Annotated in this window: 1 protein-coding gene; it reads left to right on the top strand. The window is 69.3% G+C overall.

The annotated features are described in order from the left end of the window. A partial coding sequence (locus tag ACFWAY_RS40720; protein WP_378514527.1) for a malate synthase G occupies positions 1-1,136 on the top strand: 1,136 nt, incomplete at both ends.

Below are 1,136 nucleotides of genomic sequence, written 5' to 3'. Positions count from 1 at the left end.
TCCGCGGCGACCGGGTCATCGCCTGGGCCCGCACCTTCCTCGACACCGCCGCCCCCCTCGCGCAGGGCTCGCACGCCGACGCCGCCCGCTACAGCGTCGACGCCGCCGCCCTGCGGGTGGAATTGGCCGACGGCACCGTCACCGCCCTCGCCGAGCCGGGCAGGTTCGTCGGCTACCTCGGTACCCCCGACACCCCGACCAGTGTGCTGCTGCGCAACCACGGGTTGCACGCGGAAATCCAGATCGACCCCACCTCCCCGATCGGGTCCACCGACCCGGCGGGGGTCAAGGATGTGGTGCTCGAGTCCGCGGTCACCACCATCATGGACTTCGAGGACTCCGTCGCCGCCGTCGACGCCGACGACAAGGTGATCGGCTACCGCAACTGGCTGGGCCTCAACCGCGGCGACCTGACCGAGGAGATGACCAAGGGCGGCACCGCGTTCACCCGCCGCCTGAACGGGGACCGCACCTACACCGCCCCCGACGGGTCCGAGCTCACCCTGCACGGGCGGTCGCTGCTGTTCGTCCGCAACGTCGGGCACCTGATGACCACCCCGGCGATCCTGCACCCGGACGGCACCGAAATCCCCGAGGGCATCCTCGACGCCCTGATCACCTCCCTCTGCGCGGTCCACGGCCTGTCCACGTCCGAGGCGACCGGGCCGCTGGTCAACTCCCGCACCGGGTCGATCTACATCGTCAAACCCAAGCAGCACGGCCCCGACGAGGTCGCGTTCACCACCGAACTGTTCGGCCGCGTCGAGCAGGTCCTCGGCCTGCCCGCCAACACCCTCAAGGTCGGGATCATGGACGAGGAACGCCGCACCACCGTCAACCTCGCCGCCAGCATCAAGGAAGCGTCGGAGCGGGTGGTGTTCATCAACACCGGGTTCCTCGACCGCACCGGCGACGAGATCCACACCTCGATGGAGGCCGGGCCGATGATCCGCAAGGCCGAGATGAAGAAGCAGACCTGGATCACCGCCTACGAGGACTGGAACGTCGACACCGGTCTCGCCTGCGGGTTGCAGGGCAAGGCGCAGATCGGCAAGGGCATGTGGGCGATGACCGAGCTGATGGCCGAGATGCTCGAGCAGAAGATCGGCCACCCCAAGGCCGGCGCGAACACCGCC

The organism is Rhodococcus sp. NPDC059968, from assembly GCF_042738615.1.
GTDB lineage: Bacteria > Actinomycetota > Actinomycetes > Mycobacteriales > Mycobacteriaceae > Rhodococcus_F.
Note: the sequence above shows the minus strand (reverse complement) of the source record. Positions and strands in the feature narration are given on the sequence as shown.